Origin of the sequence: Desulfobacter latus (assembly GCF_013389365.1) — a bacterium.
In the GTDB taxonomy this organism is placed as follows: Bacteria; Desulfobacterota; Desulfobacteria; order Desulfobacterales; family Desulfobacteraceae; genus Desulfobacter; species Desulfobacter latus.
In genome coordinates this window covers 18,310-37,134 of sequence record NZ_JACADJ010000039.1, presented here as the reverse complement: position 1 = coordinate 37,134, position 18,825 = coordinate 18,310, and the positions used below count along the sequence as shown (strand labels likewise).

The following is an 18,825-nucleotide window of genomic DNA, read 5'->3' as shown; positions in this document are numbered from 1 at the left end:
TTGTTTTATGCACATAGCCCAAAAGATTTTACATGCTTCAGGTCTGTAAAGCATAACCCTATATCTTTTCAAAGAAATCAAAAAATTATAGCAGAGAGAATTATATTTTGAAAGAAAAAATTAGTTTATCAAAATGATCAATAAAAATTAAGTTTAAAAAAAGAAAAGAAATATAGTTGAACGCTCCTCCTGGATAAAAATGACGCTTAGGAATGAGCACGAAATAAGATGCCCAATTAGAATTTTCAAACGTACGGCTTACAATGGTCGCTTGTTTTAAAATGGGCAAGTTATTTAAGACTCATTCCTAAACCTTCCCCCCCACACCCTTAAACTTCTCAACAAAAGCGGCTATCTTTTGAAACACACTCTGCTTTTTGGGAAGATATTGCGGGTTTAACGGACTCATCTTAGGCAGGATGGCATTGAGCTCTGTGCCATTGTCACTGGCAAACTCCCGCTTTAACGAGGTGACGATATAGCGCTTTGCAGCATCTTCATTCAAACCTTCAGAGCCGATTAATTCTTCCGCTTCTCGTTTTTGCTCCGCCTGGGCAAAGGTAAAAAAGGCATCAATCACACTGGCCTTATCGCCAATCTGATCAAAGTCGGTTTGGTTAATAAAATCAACCAGCAGACTCTCTTTTGCGCGGTTACCGAGGCTGGCGCGAATCACCCGGCGCACCTCGTCAACCAGCTCGGTTTTGCTTCCGGTCTTCTTGTGGTGCTCAAAAATCAGCTCCAGAATGTAGTCAAGGTTGATCTCTTGCGATTTAAGCAGATCCACTTCAAAAACCACATCATCCCAATCGATTTTTGACTCGGCTTTTTCTGCATCTGCTTTTTCACGGCGCAGCCAGTCGCGGATATCGTTGTATGTGGAACGGTAATCCTGAATTTGTCGCTCAGCAGGTATCTCAATCTCCTGCATAGCCTGCAAATCTTCATCGGTTACATAATGCCGGGCTTTAAACGCCTCAACCGCTCCATCATCGGTTATGTCAACGCTTTGTAAGGCTTTCAGGCCGGCAAATTCATCGTAGTTTTGCAGCACATTCTCCACCCGCAAATATTCGCCAAACAGTTTTGTAAAGGCTTTTTTATCCGCTTCTTTTTCAATCTCATCCGGGTTGGGGAAGCGCTGCTGTAATTCTGTTACCACCTCCATATAGCCGCGTCGGGCTTCCCCGGTTACCACATCAGTAAAGCCTTCCATGTATTCTTTATAGCTTTTCTCCAATACCACGTTTTTGGTGTTTTTATCGCCAAAGAGCGTAATGGCATCAATGGTCGCCTGCTCCAGATCACGGAAGGTGACAATATTTCCAAAGGTCTTGGTGGCGTCATAAATACGGTTGGTGCGCGAATAGGCCTGCATCAGGCCGTGGTAGCGTAAGTTTTTATCGACAAACAAGGTATTCAGCGTCGGGGCATCAAAGCCGGTCAGAAACATTCCCACCACAATCAGCAGGTCGATTTCCTGGCTTTTCACGCGTTTGGCAAGGTCGCGGTAATAGTTTTGAAAGCCGTTACTGTCCACGCCGAAATTGGTTTTAAACAGCGCATTGTAGTCCGCAATGGCCGCGCTCAAAAACGCCTTGGCGCTGCTGTTCATGGTTGAAACATCAAAACTCTCGTCCGGAATGTCACCCACCGCATCCTGCTCTTCATTGGCCGCAAACGAAAAGATCGTGGCTGCTTTCAGTGGGTTGTCACTCTCTTTTTGCAATTGCCTGAACGACTCGTAATAGCGCTTGGCCGCATCCACACTGCTTACGGCAAACATGGCATTAAAACCTTTGGCACCGGCTTGCAGGCGGTGCGTTTTCTGCCGGAAGTTATTCAGGATGTACTGCGTGATTTCCCTGATGCGGTCAGGGTGTAGCAGAGCCTGTTTGTTTTCCGCCGCACTCAGTTTTTTCTCATCCTGCTCGCTTTCAATCGCCTTAAACTGCGGGCGAACATCGTTATAGTCCACCTTGAACTTCAAGACCTTTTCATCTCGAATGGCGTCCGTGATGACATACGAATGCAGCTCGCGGCCAAACACACTGGCCGTGGTCTCTGCACCCAGTGCGTTTTGCGGAAAAATAGGTGTGCCGGTAAAGCCGAACTGATAAAACTTCCTGAACTTTTTCTTCAGATTTTTCTGTGCCTCACCAAACTGGCTGCGGTGGCATTCATCAAAAATAAACACCACCTGCCTGTTGTAGACGGCAAGGTCACTTTCACCTTTCATCAGGTTATTCAGCTTCTGGATGGTGGTCACAATGATCTTGTTGTCATCTTTATCCAGATTGCGCTTTAAACCTGCCGTGCTGTCCGAGCCATTCACGCTGTCCGGCGAAAAGCGCTGATACTCCTTCATGGTCTGGTAATCCAGGTCTTTTCGGTCCACCACAAAAAATACCTTGTCGATAAAATCCAGTTCCGTGGCCAGACGCGCGGCTTTAAAGCTGGTCAAAGTCTTGCCGGAGCCGGTGGTGTGCCAGATAAAGCCGCCGCTTTCGGGTTTGCTCCAGTTTTTTGCTTCATGGGAGCTTTTCACCTTCCACAAAAGACGTTCCGTTGCCGCAATCTGATACGGGCGCATCACCAGCAGGGTATTACTGACATCAAACACCGAATAATGCAGCAGCACATTCAGGAGGGTTTTTTTCTGGAAAAAGGTGGCTGTAAAATCTTTGAGATCTTTGATCAGGCTGTTATCGGCCTTCGCCCAGTGCATGGTGAAATCAAAACTGTTTTTATTGCGCTGGGTGGTGTTGGCAAAATAACGGCTGTCCGTTCCGTTTGAGATCACAAACAGCTGCAGATATTTATACAGGGAATGTTCGCTGTTAAAGCTCTCCTTGCTGTAGCGGTGCACCTGATTAAAGGCTTCACGGATCGCCACGCCGCGCTTTTTCAGTTCAATCTGCACCAGCGGCAACCCATTGACCAGCACCGTGACATCGTAGCGGTTGGCATGTGAACCCGTCTGCTCAAATTGCCTGATCACCTGGACTTTATTGCGGGCAATCGTTTTCTTATCCACGAGATAGATGTTCTGGATATGCCCATCATCAAAGACAAAGTCGTGGATATAGTCATCATGGATCTTGCGGGTTTTATCGATGATGGTATCGCTGGGCGTGTCCAGATAGGTTTCCACAAAGCGCATCCATTCAGCTTGCGAAAACTGCACCTTATTTAAGCCCTGCAGCTGTTCGCGCACGTTGACCAGCATTTTTTCGGGAGTGTTCAGATCGGGTAAATAGTCATACCCCTGATTTTGCAGGTCACGGATAAATTCCTGCTCTAAATCATATTCGGTTTGATAGCCTTGACCGTTTTCACAGACCTGCCACGCCTGGGTGTATTTGTCTAAAATAATGAAGTTTTTTGATTCCGCAATGGGCTTGGTGTATTCAATCATTATAAAATCTCTTTTTTAACCACGGAATACACGGAATACACAGAAGGATTAATTTTCTTTTTCTGAATGTTCCGTGTATTCTGTGGTTCCATTAAGCATCCTTCGGCTTGGGAAAACTCAACAGCAGATCGCGGTAATATTCATACTGCTTCTTCCGCAGTTCGATTTCGCGGGGCAGATCTTCGGTGAGGGAGGTGGTGAGAGCGTCGAATTTATCTAGAATAGCGACGATGCGGGTTTTTTTCTCAGGTGAAGGATTCGGAATTCTGATGCTTTCCAGATTCTTTTTGTTTAGCTTTGGCTGAGCTGCGCCTGAAATATAAGGCGTTAAATCAATACTGTTTAAATAGTATTCAACATATCTACGCTCAGCGTATGTCTCGAATTTAAGAACGTGTGCGTGATTATTCACCCAACTTTTTCCGCTAATACTAAATGCTATTGGTGTATTTCTTGCCAGCAAATTTGCACCGTCTTCGGACACAAGTAAAAAGTCACCATCAAAGATGTAGTCTTTAACATAATCAACAATACCCGATGCTCCGTAGTATGGTATTTTTCCAGGGATTCTTAAACCACTCTTAATCGGTTTACGCATTGAATCAAGATTATCGGCAAGCTCCCCCAACGTCTTCCACTCCACCTCCCCTTCTTCAAAACTCAACAACTGGTCTTGGTTACCTCCTTCAATCTCCGCAACAATGGTATCAATGTCCGAGCGTAACTGGTCAATCCTGGCGACGGTGGTTTTCAGCTCGGCATTGAGCTTTGCAATATCAATCACCTCGCGGTTGTCTTTGGCTTCCACATAGCTGCTGACGGAAAGATTGTAGTCGTTGGCAGCTATCCGGTCGTTATCTACGGATTGGGCAAAGTGATCCACCTGCGCTTTGCTGTCGAAGACCTGCATGATCTGTTCGATGTGCTTGTCGGTGAGCACATTGTTGTTGGTCTCTTTCTTGAACAGGCCGCCGGCATTGATGAACTGGGTGCTGGTGTCGCTCTTGTGTTTGGAGAACACCAGAATGTTGACGGCAATGGTGGTGCCGAAAAAGAGGTTGGGTGCCAGGGCGATTACGGTCTCCACATAGTTGTTATCCACCAGATACTGGCGGATTTTCTTTTCGGCACCACCCCGGTAAAAAATACCGGGAAAGCAGACAATGGCCGCACGGCCTTTGCTGGAAAGATAACTGAGCGCGTGCAGCACAAAGGCAAAGTCGGCCTTGGATTTGGGGGCGAGTACACCGGCGGGTGCAAAGCGGTCATCGTTAATCAGGGTCGGGTCGTCTGCGCCTATCCACTTCACTGAATAGGGCGGATTGGAGACAATGGCATCAAAGGGTTTGTCATCGCCGAAATGCGGGTCGATCAAAGTATTGCCCAGCTGGATATTGAACTTGTCGTAGTTGATATTGTGCAAAAACATGTTCATCCTAGCCAGGTTGTAGGTGGTGTGGTTGATCTCCTGGCCGAAAAAGCCCTCTTCAATGATGTGGGCGTCAAAATGTTTCTTGGATTGCAGCAGCAGGGACCCGGAACCGCAGGCCGGGTCATAAATTTTATTGACGCTGGTCTGCCTGTGCATGGCGAGCTGGGCAATCAGCTTGGAAACGTGTTGCGGGGTGAAAAATTCACCTCCGGATTTACCGGCATTGGCAGCGTAGTTTGAGATAAGAAACTCGTAGGCATCGCCGAACAGGTCAATATGGTTGCCTTGAAAATCACCAAAGTCCAGTCCGGCCACCCCCTTGAGTACAGCAGCCAGACGGGTGTTCTTATCGGTGACGGTGTTGCCGAGGCGGTTGCTGGTGGTGTCGAAATCGGCAAACAACCCTTTGATGTCACGCTCCGACGGGTAGCCATTGGCGGAGCTTTCAATGGCGGCAAATATGGCGGCCAGGTCGGTGTTCAAGCTCTCATTGGTGTTGGCGCCTTTGGCAATATTGGCGAACAGCTGGCTTGGGTAGATGAAGTAGCCCTTGGTTTTAACGGCATCATTTTTGATGTCCGGGGTGATAATGTCATCTGAAAGCTCGGCATAGTTGATGCTGTCATCACCGGCTTCGATGTAGCTGGAAAAGTTTTCACTGATAAAGCGGTAAAACAGGGTGCCGAGTACATATTGCTTAAAATCCCAGCCATCCACTGCGCCTCGGACATCATTGGCGATCTGCCAGATCCGGCGCTGCAGTGCCGCGCGCTGTTGGTTACTTGTCATCTATAAACTCCTGATTCCGTTACTCAGCTTTGTTTTTATCATGTTGCTCATTACCTGCAGCAGCGCAGCCTGAGCGCACCCATCGGTCTACTTCATCTTTTTTGAATTTCCAAAGACGGCCGATTTTATGGGCGGGCATGCCTTTTTCGCTTATCCACTTATATACGGTATCTCGCTTGATCCCGAGATAGTCTCCAATTTCATCTACGGACAACCATCTGTCTTCCATTTTCGACTCCATCATTCTTTGAGGGCCGTGTCATTTTTAAATGTGGCGGCTTGTCAAGTTGTTTAACCGGACAGCATCCCACAGGGATACAATCCGGCTACATTAGGTTAAACAGGGTTAAAGATATATAGATGAAATGAAAAAATCAAGTTTTCTTTCCGGATTTAACCAATTTTAGCCCAATTTATTGCCTTCCAGTACATTGGAATTGAGTTTGAGAAAGAAAATGGACCACATGCCCGACAGGTTCTCCGAAAAGAGAGTGAATGCAGAACATTTAAATTTGGCTCTTGTCGCGTTTTGGGGTCCTATTTTTGTGGTTATTCATAATATATTGAAATTATTGGTAATAAACCCAAAACCACAGATTGTAAGCCCTCGCCTTATTTTAAATAAATTCAAATGGTTGGATCAAATACGCATTTAAAAGACCCTGAAACACGACATGAGCCTAATTTTTTTTAGTGCATTAAAAACTTGATAGTCGAGTGTTAAAAAATATATATGTTTTTAGAAGGGTCTATGGCCGACAGAGATTTAGTAGGAGCGCATAATATTTTAGTTAATAAATTAGCGCCCTTTGGGCGGGCTGTTAGGTACTGGGTGCTGGGTGCTGGGAAATGGAAATTCCTATACTCTATATTTAACTGAATATTATGCTTTGGGAGAACCCCCCGCTATTTAGAAAATAGTGTAAGCTATATTATTTGTATAGCAAAAAATGCATCGGAGAAAAAATGTCCTATAAAGCAATTATAATTAAGCAAGATGAATTTTGGGTTGGTTGGATTCCTGAAATTCCCGGAGCCAATGCCCAGGAGTACACCAGGGAAGAATTATTGATTTCATTAAAGGAGGCTGCCAAAGATATTATAGAGTTAAGGCACGAACAAGCCATAAGAGAACTAACCACACCCTCATAAAAAAACTTTGTAGCTGATCTTCAGGGCCTTCCCAAGGATCCGGGCTCTTTTCTTTCCAATGGTGCGCTTATGGTTTTCCATTTCGGAAATATGGGCCTGGGAAATGCCGGTTAATTCTGAGAGCTGCTTTTGCGTAACCCCCTCTTTGGTTCTGGCTCCCAGGAGTGCAAGACCGGGCAAGGAATCCTCTTTAAAATCTTCAAACAATTCGCCTGCCGGGATTAGTCCGGACACATCGGCAAACCCAAGGGCTTGAAGGGCATTGATTGCCTTTTCCCTGTTTTCCGGCGGCCCGATAAATCTTAACTCAATAGGGGGCTTTTTCGTGTGTCCCAACATATTGAACCTCCACAATACGGATCTCTTTATCAATTCTTCCCATACCTTCTTTAGGTGGCAATGGTGGCGGCCTTTGCCCAGGGAGCTATAATTTGACCAGTTGCCACGGACAGGGCCCAGATCCTTAATTTCTGCAACCAGGACATACAAAGCAGCCTTAATCCGTCGGGGCAGTTTCGTAACCTGTTTTTTGACCTTTTTATTTGAGGTAACAACCCATGTCATAGCTATAAATATACCCGTAAAAGGGATATTGTCTAAGGTATGGGAGGATTTTAAAAATCTGATATTGCCTGCCAGATTTCCTTATATTGCGTGCAAGTTTACAATTCCTCATCTTTCTTGAGAGAATGGATAAGATCTACACTAAGCCTGGCCCAATGCCCTTTCTGCGGGGGGCACGATTGCTTCATGATCTACCCGGATACCCGGTCATGGAGCTGCTTTCAGTGTGGAGACAAGGCAGGGGGAAGCATTATTGATTTTGTGGCCAGGGAAAAAGGCTGCACTGAACATGAGGCGTTGACAGAGCTGGCCACGGCTATGAACTCCACGAACCGACTAAGGGCGGTAAGCCTTCACGGGCGGCAACCTCCCCAAGGCAGATGATCTTTGAGGCAGCCGCAAGCTATTATGCCCGGGTGCTGTACAGAACACCCCAGAGCCTTGAATACCAAACAAAGACCCGGTTACATAGTGCCCAGATCTTGAAAGAGTTCCGGATAGGAGCAGCAGACGGCCACCTTCTGACAGAGCTGCAAAAGCAAGGCTTCCCCATGGATGAAATCTTGGATTCGGGCAAAAAAACCGATCCCGCGTGCCGGACTCGGCAACAGGATCGGTTTTTTAAAAATTAATGGTGGAGGCGGCGGGAGTTGAACCCGCGTCCGAAAACAATCAATCCAGGCTTCTACATGTTTATCCCGAACTTTATAATTGACCGGGAAGTCTCCTTCAGGAGGGATACAACCCAGCATATCCTGAAAAATTTAACTTTTGAAACCCAGGAAATTTCAAAAGCGGTCTTGCAAAGTCGACGCCCTGACCTGAATCTGCAAGAAGGATGTCAGGAGGACGGAAGCCGCCTTAAGCAGCTACAGCGTAGTTATAATCGTCTGCGATTATATTTATACTTGCCAAGTTTACGAGTTGACAAACACTCGACATGCTACCATGGACGTCAAAATATCCGTCGAAACCATTACGCCCCCAAATTGTAAAAGATCAAAGAACTGTAGTTAATATAACAACAAGAAGGTTTAAGTCAATATTTTTTTAAAAAATCAGGAATATTTTTTTCTTTCACGATCCATATCCCGCTTAACATCCCGCTGCTTAATGGCTTCCCTTTTGTCGTAAAGCTTTTTGCCTTTACCAAGGCCCAGCAGGACCTTTATCTTATCATTTTTAAAATAAATTTTTAAAGGTACCAGGGTATATCCCTGTTCTTTTATTTTTCCGACAAGTTTTTTAATTTCGTGACTGTGCAACAACAGTTTCCGGGTGCGCATGGATTCATGATTGGCATTGTATGCAAACGTATAGGGAGAAATGTGAAGCTGCCGCAAAAAAACTTCTCCGCGCTTAATATCTGCGTAAGAGTCCTTGAAACTGACCCTGCCTTCTCTGATGGCTTTAACTTCTGAACCCACCAGCACAATGCCGGCCTCATATTCATCATCAATGTGATAATTGTGCCGGGCTTTTTTATTGGTGGCAATCAGTTTGGTATATTTTGCGTTCATGATTTATTCCTCGTTATCCTTATAAGGCAAAAAATCCCGGTATTCCGTTTGGATATAATCAACAATTTCCTGAACCGTTTGAAATCCAAGAATCACCTGGACATCTTTCCGTGCTTTTGAAACATTCATGGAGCGGATCATTTTCTTTATAACAGGGATGGCACCGGCGTTCATTGACAGATTGGTCAACCCCAATCCAAGAAGCACAGGGATATTAATGGCGTCACCCGCCATTTCACCGCACATATACAGATCAATATTTTTTTCGGTTGCCGCATCTACGGTGAGACGGATCATTTTCAATACCGCAGGGTTTAACGCCTGGTAAAGATGCGCTACCCTGCGATTGCGCCGGTCAATGGCCATGGAGTATTGAATTAAATCATTGGTGCCGATACTGAAAAAATCAACGTGGTCGGCAAGTTCCCGGGCCATCATCACGGCGGAAGGCACCTCAATCATAATTCCCAACGGAATATCTTTATTAAATATCTTGTCTTCGGACTCAAGTTCAAGTATCGCCTTGTCAATACATGATTTCACGCGAATAATTTCCTCAACACAGGAAATCATGGGAATAAGAAGCTTAATATTACCAAAAGCGGCAGCCCGTAAAATGGCTTTAATCTGGGCAATAAAAATACCTTCATTTTCCAGACAAAACCTGACGGCCCTTAAACCTAATGCAGGATTGGCCTCTTCCACCGGATCTATATATGGATTAAATTTGTCCCCGTTAATATCCAGGGTCCGGATGGTCACCGGCGCCGGTTGCATTAATTCCACAAGCTCTCCATATTTTTGCAGCATTTGATCTTCGGTGGGGAACCGATTTAAATCCAGACATAAAAATTCCGTTCTGAACAGTCCGATACCATCCGCTTTATTGTCCTTGGCAGAGACCACCTCTTCTACCAGCTCTATATTGGCAAGAAGGTTAATGGGGATCCCGTCGGCAGTAATCGCGGGCAGATGGCTCTCCCGTTCAATGTCAGCCCTATACGCTTCAAACCGTGCCATCTTTTCTTCATATCGGAACAGGGTGTCTTCATCCGGATTAATAATAAGAATCCCGGCGGAACCATCTAGGATAAGGATATCATCATTATCGATATTTGTCGTGGCATTGCCAAGTCCCAACACGGAGGGAATTTTAAGGGATTTTGCCACGATACTTGTATGGGAGTCTTTCCCCCCCCTGTCTGTTACAAAACCCTTGATATGTTCAAGCTGGATCTGACTGGTATCTGCGGGGGAAAGGTCATGGGCGACAATGATAACGCGCTTGTTTATTTCGCTGATCCGAATTTCAGCTTCACCCACCAGATAATTCATTATCTTGTCTGAGACCTGAGTAATATCATTACCCCTGGCCCGAAGATATGGGTCATTGATTTGATCAAACATCCGGCTGATACGCCTGGACACCCGGCGAAGCGCCCACTCCGCATTGATTTGCTCATTGGTAATGGTATCAATGGTTTTACCGTAAAGCATTTTATCCTTAAACAAAACCATATGGGTTTCAAGGATATTCAAATTCTCGCTTAAATCATTCCCTAACGAATCAATGGCGTCGGCATTATCTTTTTTGGCTTTATCCACAGCACTTTTAAACCGGTCAATTTCATTGGGGAGCATATCCGGGCTTACAGGATAGCGTTTAATAAGGTTAACACCCTCCCGATCAACAAGATAAGCCTTTCCAATACAGATACCGGGAGAGCCGCTGATACCCCTGAGAATAATTTGATCCATAACGGTTCTATTCATAAAATGCGGCAAGGAAACCCCTGAGTCTTTAGCTCAGGGGAGGAATTGCCGCCCTCCTTATAATAATTTAGTAGCCATGCACCGGACCTTAGCACGTCGTATTGTAGGAATAACCGTCAGATGCATGAAGCAGCCTGCAATATTTCCAGCTAATGCCCTGTACTGTTTTGTCCACTGTTTTAATGTTAAATGATCCGCTTTTTCTGACAGCGACGCGCCCGGTGTACGTTCCAACCTTTTTGCCGGAAGTGACAACCGCTTTGACGATGTCGCCCGTCTGAAAGCCTTTGACTTTTTTCTCAGTTGACTTTGCTGTTGTCCGGGGGAATCCGAACTTGTTTACCCTGCACATCTGTCTTGAGCCATGACCGTCTGCCTTTACAATCAACACGGTTTTGTCGATCTGAAAAATCTTTTCAGGTGTGCTTTTCCCGACACAGGCGGCATCAAGCCAATGCGTTTTGTAAAGTCCCCTGGTCGTCCGGTTGAATTTTGTCAGAGTCCAAAACGGTCTCTTTCAAAATGATTGTGAAGGGGAACTGTCTGAAAACTGCGGCTTTTCCTTCTGTCAAAAGCAGTCTTGCCTTTGCCGGATGCACCGGATTCTGAGGCTTTTTGTTTGTATCCAGAACAAATACACTCAATTTTAAAATCCTCTTGTTTCCAAGGTAATGTTTGCCTCGTCAATGTTATGATCGGGTTTGGCGCAAGCAGCACCGGCTTAACCCCTTAGACCTGTTTAACCACTTACCGTAGAACCTGGAGCCGGCGAGCACCCCAGGGTACCTGTTTCCGATCTAACGTAGTGCTCGAAGCACTTAGCTCGAAGCACTTAGACTGGTCAACTTTGGGGCTTTTTCAAGCCCCTCGGTCTTCAGCCGAGGGGTAGTTGACTTTCTCCAAATCCGATATCAAAAAAATTTTTAATCTTATCTGCCAGGGCAGAATCTTCTTCCTTTTCCGTAAAAATGGATACCTTTGTTCCTGTAACCGCACACAGGGATAAAATTTCGATAACGCTTGTGGCATCCACAATGCTTTTTCCATCTGACAACCAGATATCACCAACGGCATCCTGGGTCATCCCCGCAATCAATGCCGCGGGCCGCGCATGCATTCCCAAGGCATTGACAACCGCTGTCTGCCGGAATACTGAATATTGAAAATCCAAGTTTATATTCATTTCAAATGAGTTTTTTCTTTTTGTGTTATTAAAAATAATAAAGTGAAAATAAAAACCGACCAACTTGATCAGGTGTCATAAAGTGAATAGTATATACCACATTTAATATATTTTAGCCAGTTGGGTTGGGCGATCTGAACTTGCACTCTGAACCGTTTTAGTTTATGAAGCAGGAATTTCTCATCATTTATACCTGATAGGTAAGAATGAGTAAGAAGAAAGGAACAGTTGAACATGAGTACCCCCAAGACCATTCAGTACCCGATTGATGATTTCAAGTCCGGTGAATCATGGCGCCTGTTTAAAATTATGGGCGAATTTGTTGACGGCATAGACGGACTTCATGACCTGGGACCGGCTGTCTCTATTTTCGGTTCTGCAAGAACGACCAGGGCCCATCCTGATTATGAAACGGCAAGAAAGACAGCCGCCTGTTTTGCAGCCGGTGGTTATGCAATCATCACAGGTGGGGGGCCGGGTATAATGGAAGCGGCAAACCTGGGCGCATCAGAGCAGAACGGGGAATCCGTCGGGCTGAAAATCAATCTGCCTTTTGAAGAAGAGGGTAATGCCTATATGACCCGATCTTTAGACTTTAATTATTTTTTTATCCGAAAGGTCATGTTTGTTAAATATGCCCAAGCCTATATTATTATGCCGGGGGGACTTGGTACAATGGATGAAATGTTTGAAACCCTGACGCTGGTTCAAACCCGGCGTATCCGAAAAATGCCTGTTATTTTAATGAACAAAGACTTCTGGGGCGGACTTCTGGCGTGGATTGAGAATTCACTTGCAGTAAACGAATTAATCTCACCTGTGGATATGGATCTATTTTCATTAGTTGACACCCCGGAACAGGCCCTTGAAATAGTGGACAACTTTTACAAGCGGCCTTAGTCTTCAAGCCGGTTCTAAGCCAACCTTGAAGCGCCCCTTCTGGGGAGATGAAAAACTGTATTTGTGGGCAGTTTCTGTAAATCAAGCCATGTGCAAATCTGTTTTTTAACCGTTTCAAGGTCCGACACCGGCATTTCAAGCCTTGTGGTGTGCAAAAACATCTCTTCCCAGGAATTCAGGTAGACCAGTGTAAAATCTGAAATTTTGCCGCTGGGTCTTTGCGCATAAAAATTGACGGAAACAAACAAACTTGTAATGAACGGCCTCCTGCTCAATGCATCAAAACTAACCGGCTTTGCCAATTCGAGGATAAAAAAATCATACATTTTTCTGTAAAGTTTTTCAATGCTGTCATGGGAAACTTCCGTGGAATTCGGCAACATGCCCAAAAAAGTGTGGTTTGTATAAAGATGGTTGTGAATCAACCAGGCCCCGATCTCCTCCACAGAACTCGCCGTAAGTATAGATTCTTCATCCATCCGGGCCTGAATAGATGGTTTGTGGATCAATTGCCACTGACCGTATTTTTTCCCGGATGCGACCAGGTATCTTAGATAAAGCCGCGAGAAATGACGGTCCCCGCTTGAGATTAAAAGCAGTCTTTTAATCTTACCCGGCTTGTCCTGGAACTGGATATCTACTTTGCGCTCAAGAACCCTGCGGTCCTGCTCAGAAATAGCCGGCCCGGAATCATCCCTGAACCGGCTTTTAAGATCCGTGTACCGTGTCATCATGTACTGTTCAATGGTCAAAGAAAGACGGTAAATGGCGGCATAAGGCCAGGATCTGAATCGACCGATCTCAAACACCTTTTCCGGGGTCCATCCCCATTCCCGAAGGCACCTTTCTAAAAGGATGCGTCGCAGGCCAAAAACACTGAAATTCAACCCTGATTGTTTTGTAATCCCCAGCTTGAGAAAAAAACAGGTGAGCAAAAGCTTGATGGAACCTGTATCCCCTGACTTCATATAAAATTGAATCAGGGTATTGAGCAAAATAATATAGGAATCGTTCTGTCCCGGCTTTAGATGGGTCCCTGAATTCATCCATTCGTTTTTATACTCATTGCACAGCATGGGTTCCCGGTCATATGTATTGATGTATTTTTCCAGTAAAGCCATCTTGATAACTGATTTAAAAGGGCTTTTCAGCCATTTAAACATTTGCCAGATAGAAGCGCCGAAATATTCATTACGGGGTACGGCATGGATATCACCCAGATCAATATAGCGTTTAGTCCCGGGCAAATGATTGATGCAGTCATGGATCAGATTATAATAATGGCGGCTGATGCTGGTAGGAAGCGCCGTCCACAAGGGCAGTCTGCCGGCCACATGGATCATGGTCCGGTAAAATTCCTCTTTGAGCAGCAGGGCCTGGGCTGAGCCTGAACTTTCCTGGGAAGACCCGCCAAAATCATTATCACGCGCCTTAAAAATATCCACAATAAAAAAGGTGACCTGAATTTTAAACCGTTCCAGGGCCATATTTTCCAACCCATCAAGTTTCTGACGCAAAAGATCGGTTGCCTGGCGCCCCAGCCGTTTTTCATCTATACAAATCCAGTAGTCAATGTCAGACGCCGCAGTTTGGGCAACCGACCCAACACTTCCCATGGAATATATCGCAAAGATAGAGGGATTTGAATGCCGCCGGACAATAACATCGGCATTTCCCAGGTAGTGCCGGCCAACTCGTTCAGTCTCCATTGACGGCAGATAATCGGCCACGCCACACGGCGTTGATGATAAAATTTCGCCGGTTTCCGGCATTGAAATATTTTCATGGATCAGTAAAGGTAAAAGCTGAAAAAAGTTCGCCTGTTCCGGTTTAAAAATATCAAAAGCCAATAAAAGACTTAATTTATTTTGTTTAAAAAACTTTGCTTGTCCAAAATGAATAAACTCAGAGAAAATAAGTATATTTATTTCATTGGTCATCCGGGGATCAATCGCCGGCAAGTCATCGAAACTGAGTTGATACGTCCTGTCATTATAATTCAGATTCCGGACGCGCACATCCATGGCTGAATGTGATGCAAACCGGCAAAACCGGGCCCTGGCATTGGTGAAATCCGCCATGTGAAGGCAGGCATTGGCAAAGGAAATGCCGGATAGCCGTGCGTGGGCAAAAACGGCACAGGTTAAATTTGTTTCGTTAAAATAAGATTTTGAGATAACGGCCTTAATGAACAGGGCATCGCTCAGGTCTGCCCCGTTGAAATTACAATTATAAAAAGAGGCGTTTTGAAAGCTGCACTGGTTGAATGTTGTCTTTTGGGCAGAGACATTGACAAAAACGGCATTATCAAAACAGGTCAGATCAAATACCGCTTCATCCAAATTCATATTATAAAACAGGGTATTCCAGCATACACCGCCTGACACATGAATACCTGTCAGCAACGTATTAAAAATCTGTGCATGGGTCAGATTAAGCATGGATCGAGTCAAATCCATCCCGGACAGATCCTGGTCCCGGATAAGCGCTTTCCGGAAATTCAGATCCTGGGGAATAATCCGCTGCTGTAGATCATTGAGTTTTTTTTGGACCGAATCCTTGAGCATGGATTTTAAAAAGGCGACCATGGATTTTTTCTGGGGCATTTCCGTCTGGATATCCTTGAAAGGCGCGACAATGCTTTTGCGTTCCTTGAGCAGCAGACGCTGGGTTTTTACTATAAGCCTGTCCACTTCTTTCCTGATCCGGTCCGAGCTGCAAAGTTCTATGTTTTCCTTTAAAATCCTGACCACCCGTTCCGGACGTTTTTTGATCATGCCGAAAATACATGATAGATTGACATCATAGTTTTCACCCTGATAGGCCCCCTTATTCAAGGCAATGTCCTGGAGCGCAAAAAATGAGAGTCTGGACAAGGCTGAAATTTCCATATGGATGATGGGAATAAGGGAAGGATACGTGTGCCGGACCATATTCATAACCTGATGAAAGGGGTGTCTGCCGCTCACAACAAGGGCTTTAAAAGCGCTGATCGCCTCGTTGGTATCGGCATATTGAAACCGTTCAAACACCGCCTCGAACAGCTCCGGGTACAGTCCAAAGGACGAGTTTTCAATCAGATGGTACACAGCCATCCTGATCTTTTTTACGTTTTGTTGGGTCAATGCTTTTTTAAAAACCCGTAAAGGCAGCTTTGATCGCATCATTGACATGGCTTTAAGACCGGTAATCCTGTCTTCAGGTTCCACGGACAACAGCTCATTGTCTTCTATGAGAGCAGGGTCTCGCAACGGGGCGTCAATATTATTTAAATACGGATCAACATCCCGTTCCCGGTCAAACAGGTCGGCATAATACCAGGTCACAGCCTCGCGCTGCTTCACACCGGCAAGTACATAGCGAAACAAATTTGCAAAACGCATACGGATGGCAGGGTCTGCCTGCAGATACTGATCAACAAAAATCAAACGAAGGCGGTCATCCAGATCGCTGATACATTTTTTTATTACGTCCTGGGAAACCCGTTCCAGGTAAACGGCCTTAAAGGCAAAAAAGGCGCCGATACTGCCAATATTCATCAACGCCTGGATAAGAACACTTTTATCTGAAAATGACATTTGCGCAAAAATTTTGCGGTAAATAAGCGCTGCGCCCTGAAAAGCATCGGCCTGCGCCTGTTTTAACGGTTTATTCTCCAGCGGTGTTTCAATATTCTTCCGGATAACAAAAGCGATCTCGTACAAACTTTTCCTTCCCGCTTCCCTTAAAAGGTAATGGTTTGAAAAAACACCGCTTAAAATCGGTAGAAGCCCAAGATAGCCAGGCAATGCTGGTGCCTGAAGGACCAGCGTCCTACGCTGTTGTTCATCAAGGGTCTTCCAGTAATCATCAAAGGTATGATGATTGAATTCAGGATTAAAGTCATCCATATTGCTGTACCAATCCCCACATTTCAGATGGTTCCCCAATTTTTATGTGATGCCGCCTATATTTTAATTGGAATTTGGTATATGATTTATGTTCAATTTAAAATTTCGTTACAATCTTTAATATTGTTTCAATATTGTATACCATACCAGAATTTTTTTATGAACTTATTTGATGGCAAAATAGAGGATAAGGCCGCAGACCAAGGGTATGATGCCCGGTCCATAGAGGTACTCAAAGGCCTTGACCCGGTCAAGCGCAGACCCGGTATGTACACGGACACATCAAGCCCGGATCACCTGGCCTTTGAAGTTATTGACAACAGTGTGGATGAGGCCATTGCGGGCTTTGCCACACGCATTGATGTCACCCTGACCCAGGACAACAGAATCACTGTATCGGACAACGGCCGGGGAATGCCTGTTGACATACACCCCCAGGAAGGTATTTCCGGTGTTGAACTGATCATGACCAAGCTGCATGCAGGTGCCAAATTCTCAAACAAGGATTATGCGTTTTCCGGCGGGCTTCATGGGGTAGGCGTCTCTGTGGTCAATGCGCTGTCTATTGATCTGAGCATTGATATTTGCCGGGACAAAAAACGATACACCATTGAATTTCAAAATGGTGCTAAAACAAAAGACCTGGAAGAGATCGGCACAGCCGCCAAGACCGGAACCACGCTGACGTTTAAACCGGCGCCAACCTATTTTGATACCGATCAATTCAATGTGGTTGCCATCCGGGCAGCGCTTAAATCCAAGGCGGTACTCTGTCAGGGACTGACCACCACCTTTACCGTTGAAAAAACCGGAGAAACCGACACCTGGCACTATGACCAGGGCCTGGATCAATACCTTCAAGAGATGATCCGCAGCACTAAGACCATTTTTCCGGAACCGTTCACCGGCTCGGCCGACAATGATGATTTAAAGGCCGTATGGGCGGTGAACTGGGGGGTGGAAGAGGCCCTTGATATTGAAGAAAGTTATGTTAATCTCATTCCCACAAAACTTGGGGGTACCCATGTCAACGGATTCAGATCCGGCTTGCTGGAGTCTGTTAAAGAATTCTGCAAATTTCGAAATCTTCTGCCGAAAGGGGTGTTTCTTACCCCTGAAGACATCTGGCAAAATGTGGGATATGTATTATCCGTAAAACTTGTGGAGGCCCAGTTTTCAGGCCAGACCAAAGAACGTCTTTCTTCACGGCATTGTGCAAGCCTGGTTAATCTCCAGGTCCGGGACGCGTTCAGCCTGTGGCTGAACCAGAACGTGGCGTTCGGCGAAGCCCTTGCCCGGGCCGCCATTGAAAATGCCAGACGCCGTGAAAGAAAACGCAAAAAAGTGTCCTTGAAAACCCGAACCAGCGGTGCCGCGTTGCCGGCCAAACTGTCGGACTGTACCAGTGATGACCAAAAACAGCGGGAGCTTTTTTTTGTGGAAGGCGACTCTGCCGGTGGTTCGGCCAAGCAGGCCAGAGACAGGCGTTTTCAGGCCATTATGCCCCTGCGGGGAAAAATCTTGAATACCTGGGATTTAAATTCTTCGGCCATACTTGAATCCAAGGAGATCCGGGATATTTCCCAGGTACTGGGCGTGGTCCCGGGATCAGATGATATCTCCAGACTGCGCTACAATAAATTATGTATCCTGGCCGATGCAGACTCTGATGGCCTGCATATTGCGACCCTGTTGTGCGCACTTTTTTTAAGGCACTTTCCGGAAGTGGTCCGGCAGGGACATGTGTTTGTGGCCATGCCGCCCCTTTACCGGATCGACATGGGAAAAGAGGTGTTTTACGCCCTTGATGATTCAGAAAAAAGCGCCATCATTAAACGGCTGAGCCGCCGGAAAAAACCGGCAAAAATAAATGTCCAGCGTTTCAAGGGATTGGGGGAGATGAACCCAGCCCAACTGCGGGAGACCACCATAGCTCCGGACTCCCGACGTCTGGTCCAGCTGACAATCACGGATGAACCAGGTGCCGGCGAACAAAAAACCGCCCCGGCCCGGGAAAACCAAAAATCGACATCAGACTCATCTGAAAGCGAAAGGTTCCCTGATCCCCCGGCAGCAGACAGTCCCCGGACATCAAAAAAGAATGATGTGTTCCAGGTCATGGATATGCTTTTGAGTAAAAAAAGGACCCGGGACCGGAAACGCTGGATTGAAACCCATGGAGTAATCAAAGAGATTTAATACGC

15 protein-coding genes and 1 other RNA gene are annotated in these 18,825 nt (G+C 45.8%); 5 read left to right on the top strand and 11 right to left on the bottom strand.

Annotated elements, in window-relative coordinates; genetic code table 11:
• Positions 1-307: 307 nt before the first annotated feature.
• The 3 genes from HXW94_RS11540 to mads1 form a co-directional block, all read right to left on the bottom strand.
• Positions 308-3,418 carry an HsdR family type I site-specific deoxyribonuclease gene (locus tag HXW94_RS11540; protein WP_178367050.1) on the bottom strand — a complete coding sequence of 1,037 codons (3,111 nt, stop codon included), beginning with the start codon at positions 3,416-3,418 and terminating at the stop codon, positions 308-310.
• A 91-nt stretch (positions 3,419-3,509) separates the two neighbouring features.
• Positions 3,510-5,639, bottom strand: coding sequence for a type I restriction-modification system subunit M (locus HXW94_RS11535; RefSeq protein WP_178367049.1), 2,130 nt, complete (start codon positions 5,637-5,639; stop codon positions 3,510-3,512).
• A 19-nt stretch (positions 5,640-5,658) separates the two neighbouring features.
• Entirely contained in the window at positions 5,659-5,868 is a 210-nt protein-coding gene (gene mads1, locus HXW94_RS11530) for a methylation-associated defense system helix-turn-helix domain-containing protein MAD1 (RefSeq protein WP_178367048.1), read from the bottom strand.
• 737 nt (positions 5,869-6,605) lie between these two features.
• Here mads1 and HXW94_RS11525 point away from each other — a divergent pair.
• Positions 6,606-6,791 (top strand): type II toxin-antitoxin system HicB family antitoxin, encoded by a 186-nt coding sequence (locus HXW94_RS11525; RefSeq protein ID WP_178367047.1) that lies wholly within the window; start codon positions 6,606-6,608, stop codon positions 6,789-6,791.
• Here the strand turns inward: HXW94_RS11525 and HXW94_RS19530 are convergent.
• Entirely contained in the window at positions 6,786-7,355 is a 570-nt protein-coding gene (locus HXW94_RS19530; RefSeq protein ID WP_246293916.1) for a helix-turn-helix domain-containing protein, read from the bottom strand. The genes HXW94_RS11525 and HXW94_RS19530 overlap by 6 nt on opposite strands.
• Positions 7,356-7,445: 90 nt before the next feature.
• Here HXW94_RS19530 and HXW94_RS11510 point away from each other — a divergent pair, with 90 nt between their 5' ends.
• Positions 7,446-7,739: a CHC2 zinc finger domain-containing protein gene (locus HXW94_RS11510; protein ID WP_343054594.1), complete on the top strand. Its 294-nt coding sequence runs from the start codon at positions 7,446-7,448 to the stop codon at positions 7,737-7,739.
• Complete coding sequence (locus HXW94_RS11505; RefSeq protein ID WP_178367044.1) at positions 7,736-7,987, top strand: hypothetical protein; 252 nt, start codon at positions 7,736-7,738, stop codon at positions 7,985-7,987. The genes HXW94_RS11510 and HXW94_RS11505 overlap by 4 nt, the downstream gene beginning before the upstream one ends.
• Here HXW94_RS11505 and ssrA read toward each other — a convergent pair.
• The 6 genes from ssrA to HXW94_RS11475 form a co-directional block, all read right to left on the bottom strand.
• Positions 7,988-8,341, bottom strand: a transfer-messenger RNA (tmRNA) gene (ssrA, locus tag HXW94_RS11500).
• Positions 8,342-8,413: 72 nt separating this feature from the next.
• The gene (gene smpB, locus HXW94_RS11495) at positions 8,414-8,875 is read right to left on the bottom strand and encodes an SsrA-binding protein SmpB (RefSeq protein ID WP_178367043.1); all 462 of its coding nucleotides are present in this window, start codon (positions 8,873-8,875) and stop codon (positions 8,414-8,416) included.
• Between the two features lie 3 nt (positions 8,876-8,878).
• Positions 8,879-10,648: a phosphoenolpyruvate--protein phosphotransferase gene (gene ptsP, locus HXW94_RS11490; RefSeq protein ID WP_178367052.1), complete on the bottom strand. Its 1,770-nt coding sequence runs from the start codon at positions 10,646-10,648 to the stop codon at positions 8,879-8,881.
• An 88-nt stretch (positions 10,649-10,736) separates the two neighbouring features.
• Positions 10,737-11,039 (bottom strand): hypothetical protein, encoded by a 303-nt coding sequence (locus tag HXW94_RS11485; protein WP_178367042.1) that lies wholly within the window; start codon positions 11,037-11,039, stop codon positions 10,737-10,739.
• A 55-nt stretch (positions 11,040-11,094) separates the two neighbouring features.
• A complete protein-coding gene (locus HXW94_RS11480) occupies positions 11,095-11,292 on the bottom strand; it encodes an RRXRR domain-containing protein (RefSeq protein ID WP_178367041.1) in 198 nt (65 codons plus the stop codon).
• A 230-nt stretch (positions 11,293-11,522) separates the two neighbouring features.
• Positions 11,523-11,831: an HPr family phosphocarrier protein gene (locus HXW94_RS11475; protein ID WP_178367040.1), complete on the bottom strand. Its 309-nt coding sequence runs from the start codon at positions 11,829-11,831 to the stop codon at positions 11,523-11,525.
• 234 nt (positions 11,832-12,065) lie between these two features.
• Between HXW94_RS11475 and HXW94_RS11470 the strand changes: the two genes are divergently transcribed.
• Positions 12,066-12,731, top strand: a complete 666-nt coding sequence (locus tag HXW94_RS11470; protein ID WP_178367039.1) for an LOG family protein — start codon at positions 12,066-12,068, stop codon at positions 12,729-12,731.
• Positions 12,732-12,745: 14 nt separating this feature from the next.
• Here the strand turns inward: HXW94_RS11470 and HXW94_RS11465 are convergent, their stop codons facing one another.
• On the bottom strand, positions 12,746-16,621 hold the full coding sequence (locus tag HXW94_RS11465) for a class I adenylate cyclase (RefSeq protein ID WP_178367038.1): 3,876 nt from the start codon (positions 16,619-16,621) through the stop codon (positions 12,746-12,748).
• Positions 16,622-16,780: 159 nt separating this feature from the next.
• Between HXW94_RS11465 and parE the strand changes: the two genes are divergently transcribed.
• Positions 16,781-18,820: a DNA topoisomerase IV subunit B gene (parE, locus tag HXW94_RS11460; RefSeq protein ID WP_178367037.1), complete on the top strand. Its 2,040-nt coding sequence runs from the start codon at positions 16,781-16,783 to the stop codon at positions 18,818-18,820.
• The last annotated feature ends 5 nt before the right edge of the window (positions 18,821-18,825 follow it).

What these genes read in the sequence shown, in the direction of transcription:
- HXW94_RS19530 (WP_246293916.1), bottom strand. Translation starts at nt 7,355, where the DNA reads ATGACATGGGTTGTTACCTCAAATAAAAAGGTCAAAAAACAGGTTACG.
- HXW94_RS11470 (WP_178367039.1), top strand. Translation starts at nt 12,066, where the DNA reads ATGAGTACCCCCAAGACCATTCAGTACCCGATTGATGATTTCAAGTCC.
- HXW94_RS11505 (WP_178367044.1), top strand. Translation starts at nt 7,736, where the DNA reads ATGATCTTTGAGGCAGCCGCAAGCTATTATGCCCGGGTGCTGTACAGA.
- ptsP (WP_178367052.1), bottom strand. Translation starts at nt 10,648, where the DNA reads ATGAATAGAACCGTTATGGATCAAATTATTCTCAGGGGTATCAGCGGC.
- HXW94_RS11540 (WP_178367050.1), bottom strand. Translation starts at nt 3,418, where the DNA reads ATGATTGAATACACCAAGCCCATTGCGGAATCAAAAAACTTCATTATT.
- parE (WP_178367037.1), top strand. Translation starts at nt 16,781, where the DNA reads ATGAACTTATTTGATGGCAAAATAGAGGATAAGGCCGCAGACCAAGGG.
- HXW94_RS11465 (WP_178367038.1), bottom strand. Translation starts at nt 16,621, where the DNA reads ATGGATGACTTTAATCCTGAATTCAATCATCATACCTTTGATGATTAC.
- HXW94_RS11525 (WP_178367047.1), top strand. Translation starts at nt 6,606, where the DNA reads ATGTCCTATAAAGCAATTATAATTAAGCAAGATGAATTTTGGGTTGGT.
- HXW94_RS11475 (WP_178367040.1), bottom strand. Translation starts at nt 11,831, where the DNA reads ATGAATATAAACTTGGATTTTCAATATTCAGTATTCCGGCAGACAGCG.
- smpB (WP_178367043.1), bottom strand. Translation starts at nt 8,875, where the DNA reads ATGAACGCAAAATATACCAAACTGATTGCCACCAATAAAAAAGCCCGG.
- mads1 (WP_178367048.1), bottom strand. Translation starts at nt 5,868, where the DNA reads ATGGAAGACAGATGGTTGTCCGTAGATGAAATTGGAGACTATCTCGGG.
- HXW94_RS11535 (WP_178367049.1), bottom strand. Translation starts at nt 5,639, where the DNA reads ATGACAAGTAACCAACAGCGCGCGGCACTGCAGCGCCGGATCTGGCAG.